Source organism: Sphingorhabdus sp., assembly GCF_044374345.1.
Lineage (GTDB): Bacteria > Pseudomonadota > Alphaproteobacteria > Sphingomonadales > Sphingomonadaceae > Sphingorhabdus_B.
Genome location: NZ_JBILOS010000139.1, coordinates 1 through 3,567, shown reverse-complemented (window position 1 = coordinate 3,567; position 3,567 = coordinate 1). Strand labels below are relative to the sequence as shown.

The 3,567-nt window shown below is 58.9% G+C and carries 2 protein-coding genes; one reads left to right on the top strand and one right to left on the bottom strand.

The window, feature by feature from the left end; translation table 11 throughout:
- Window positions 1-20 precede the first annotated feature (20 nt).
- Entirely contained in the window at window positions 21-2,696 is a 2,676-nt protein-coding gene (acnA, locus tag ACIQ5B_RS10500; protein WP_397598976.1) for an aconitate hydratase AcnA, read from the top strand.
- Here acnA and ACIQ5B_RS10495 read toward each other — a convergent pair.
- Window positions 2,693-3,544: an HpcH/HpaI aldolase/citrate lyase family protein gene (locus ACIQ5B_RS10495; protein ID WP_397598977.1), complete on the bottom strand. Its 852-nt coding sequence runs from the start codon at window positions 3,542-3,544 to the stop codon at window positions 2,693-2,695. The two genes, acnA and ACIQ5B_RS10495, sit on opposite strands and share 4 nt — an antisense overlap.
- Between the last annotated feature and the right edge of the window lie 23 nt (window positions 3,545-3,567).

The following is a 3,567-nucleotide window of genomic DNA, read 5'->3' as shown; positions in this document are numbered from 1 at the left end:
TTTGAAGGGGTAGTACCAACATGACCGCAATCGGATTAGACAGCCTGCAAACCCGTTCCACCTTGACCGCTGGCGGCAAGACGGTGGATTATTTTTCGATCAAAAAAGTATCGGAAAAATTGGGTGATGTGTCCCGCCTGCCGTTTTCGATGAAGGTATTGCTCGAAAATCTGCTGCGTTTTGAAGATGGCGGCTTCACCGTTTCGGTGCAGGACGTGCAAGCCCTGATCGATTGGCAGAAAGACGCCAAATCGACCCGCGAAATTCAATATCGCCCTGCCCGCGTTTTGCTGCAGGATTTCACCGGCGTGCCGTGCGTGGTTGATTTGGCCGCGATGCGCGACGCGATGACCGCGTTGAAGGCGGACCCTTCGAAGATCAACCCGCTCGTCCCCGTGCATTTGGTCATCGACCACAGCGTCATGGTTGACGAATTCGGCCACCCAAAGGCAGCCGAGCACAATGTGGAAATCGAATATCAGCGCAATGCAGAACGGTACGACTTCCTGAAATGGGGTTCAAAGTCGCTGAATAACTTTAAAGCCGTCCCTCCTGGAACCGGCATTTGCCATCAGGTGAACCTTGAACATATCGCGCAGGCCGTTTGGACCAGCGCAGCCGAAGATGGTGCGACCATCGCCTATCCCGACACCTGCGTTGGCACCGACAGCCACACGACGATGATCAACGGCCTTGGCGTGCTGGGTTGGGGCGTTGGCGGGATTGAGGCGGAGGCCGCGATGCTTGGCCAGCCGGTGTCGATGTTGATCCCTGAAGTTGTTGGCTTCAAACTGACCGGCGCGTTGGCAGAGGGCGTGACCGCGACCGACCTTGTGCTCACCGCCACCCAAATGCTGCGCGCCAAGGGCGTGGTTGGCCGCTTTGTCGAATATTATGGCCCCGGCCTTGCGTCCTTGTCGCTCGCCGACCGCGCGACGCTTGCCAACATGGCGCCCGAATATGGCGCGACCTGTGGCTTCTTTGGCATTGATGACAAGACGCTCGACTATCTGCGTCTGACCGGCCGTGCCGAAGACCAGATTGCGTTGGTTGAGGCGTATGCCAAGGAACAGGGCCTTTGGGCCTATGCGGACATGGCGGACCCGATTTTCACCGACACGCTTGAACTCGACATGGGCAGCGTTGTGCCATCGCTTGCCGGACCAAAGCGTCCGCAGGACAAGGTTGTCCTGACGCAAGTCGACAATGTGTTCAACGACGATCTTATCAACGTCTACAAGCATGACAGCGCAAAGCGCGTCGCGGTTGAGGGCAAATCGCACGATATTGGCGACGGTGACGTGGTGATTGCGGCGATTACGTCGTGCACCAACACATCAAACCCAAGCGTTCTTGTTGCCGCCGGATTGGTTGCGCGCAAGGCGAATGCTTTTGGCCTGAAGCCCAAGCCATGGGTGAAGACTTCGCTTGCCCCCGGTAGCCAAGTCGTGACCGATTATCTCGACCGTGCGGGCCTGACCGCGGATCTGGATGCGGTTGGCTTCAACCTTGTCGGCTATGGCTGCACGACCTGCATCGGTAACTCCGGCCCGTTGGCAGAGCCGATCTCCGCCGCGATCAACGGCCATGACATTGTTGCCGCCTCGGTCATTTCGGGCAACCGCAACTTTGAAGGCCGCGTGTCGCCCGATGTACGCGCGAACTTCCTCGCATCACCGCCCTTGGTTGTCGCCTATGCGCTGAAGGGCACCGTGACCGAAGACTTCACCACCACGCCAATCGGTCAGGCGACCGACGGTTCGGACGTGTATCTGCGCGATATCTGGCCCACCAATCAGGAAGTGCATGATGTCATGACCGCAAACATCGACCGTTCGATGTTCACCGCGCGTTATGCGACCGTCTATGAAGGCGATGCGCATTGGCAGAAGATTCAGGTCGAAGGTTCGGACACCTACACATGGCGTGCCGGTTCGACCTATGTCGCAAATCCGCCCTATTTTGAAGGGATGAGCATGACGCCGGCACCGGTGATGGATATCATCGAGGCAAAGCCGCTGGCGATCTTGGGCGATTCCATCACCACCGACCACATCTCCCCCGCTGGATCGATCAAAGCGGACAGCCCGGCCGGAAAATTCCTTATGGAACATCAGGTTAGCAAAGCTGACTTCAACAGCTACGGCGCCCGCCGCGGCCACCACGAAGTCATGATGCGCGGCACCTTCGCCAACATCCGCATCAAGAACGAAATGGTCCCCGGCATCGAAGGCGGCATGAGCAGCTACAATGGCGAAGTCATGCCCATCTACGACGCCGCCATGAAGCACAAAGCCGACGGCACGCCCTTGGTGGTCATCGCCGGCAAGGAATATGGCACCGGTTCGTCACGCGATTGGGCCGCAAAAGGCACCAACCTCCTAGGCGTCCGCGCCGTCATCGTCGAAAGCTTCGAACGCATCCACCGTTCAAACCTTGTCGGCATGGGCGTTTTGCCATTGCAGTTCATGGAAGGCGAAAGCCGCACCAGCTTGGGCCTGAACGCAGATGACAGCTTCACGATCACCAGCGTCGGAAAGCTTCAGCCGCGCCAGACGGTCACCGTCATGGTCACCCGCAAGGACGGCAGCACGTTCAATTTCGACACGCTGTGCCGCATCGACACCGCGAACGAAGTCGAATATTTCATGAACGGTGGCATCCTGCACTATGTGCTGCGGAAGCTAGCCGCCTAAACGCGCGCTAAGATCGACAGCGCCGCCTTCAAATGCGGCGCGTCGATCATTTTTCCGCCGATTTGTAAAACACCCGATCCCGGGTTGGCTGCGAAGGCATCAACGATCGATTGGGCATGCGCAATCTGCGCGGGCGATGGTGTGAAGCCGGCGTTAATCGACTTTACTTGCGATGGGTGAATGGCAAGCATCCCGGTAAAGCCATCCCGCGCCGCGCGCGCAACATAGGCCGATAGACCAGCCTCGTCGCTGATATTCGGAAAGACCGTATCGATTGCCGCAACGCCAGCGGCATGCGCCGCGAAGAGCGTCAGGCTGCGTACCATCTCATACGGCGCTGTGTAGCGACCATCGGCCTCACGCGCCGTTGCGGCGCCAACCGCCGCGGGCAAATCCTCCGCCCCCCAGCTCACACCCGCCAGATAATGCGAAACTTCGCGCAAAGTCCCCAGATCAAATACAGCACCAGGGGTTTCGGTCGCGATCGGCAAGATCGGCGGGGCTTCGCCATCCTGACTGTCCGCCACCGCTGCGACTTCTGCGCGGAGCCAATGGACCGAACGTGCCCCCTCCGCCTTGGGCAGGACAATGCCGTCTGGCATATAGGGTAAAACCGACGCCAGATCGTCATGGGTCAGATGGCTATCCTGCGGATTAACGCGGACAAACACCGGCACGGACCGGTCGCCTGACAAAAACTCCGCAGTCGCCTCACGCGCAGCAACCTTGCGGTCCACTGCGACTGAGTCTTCCAAGTCGATGATAATCGCATCGGCACCGCTGGCGGATGCCTTGGCGAAACGATCAGGCCGGTCGCCCGGGACGAAGAGGAGTGAACGCAGTTTCATGGAGGCGACGCCTTTCAACTTCA

What these genes read in the sequence shown, in the direction of transcription:
- acnA (WP_397598976.1), top strand. Translation starts at nt 21, where the DNA reads ATGACCGCAATCGGATTAGACAGCCTGCAAACCCGTTCCACCTTGACC.
- ACIQ5B_RS10495 (WP_397598977.1), bottom strand. Translation starts at nt 3,544, where the DNA reads ATGAAACTGCGTTCACTCCTCTTCGTCCCGGGCGACCGGCCTGATCGT.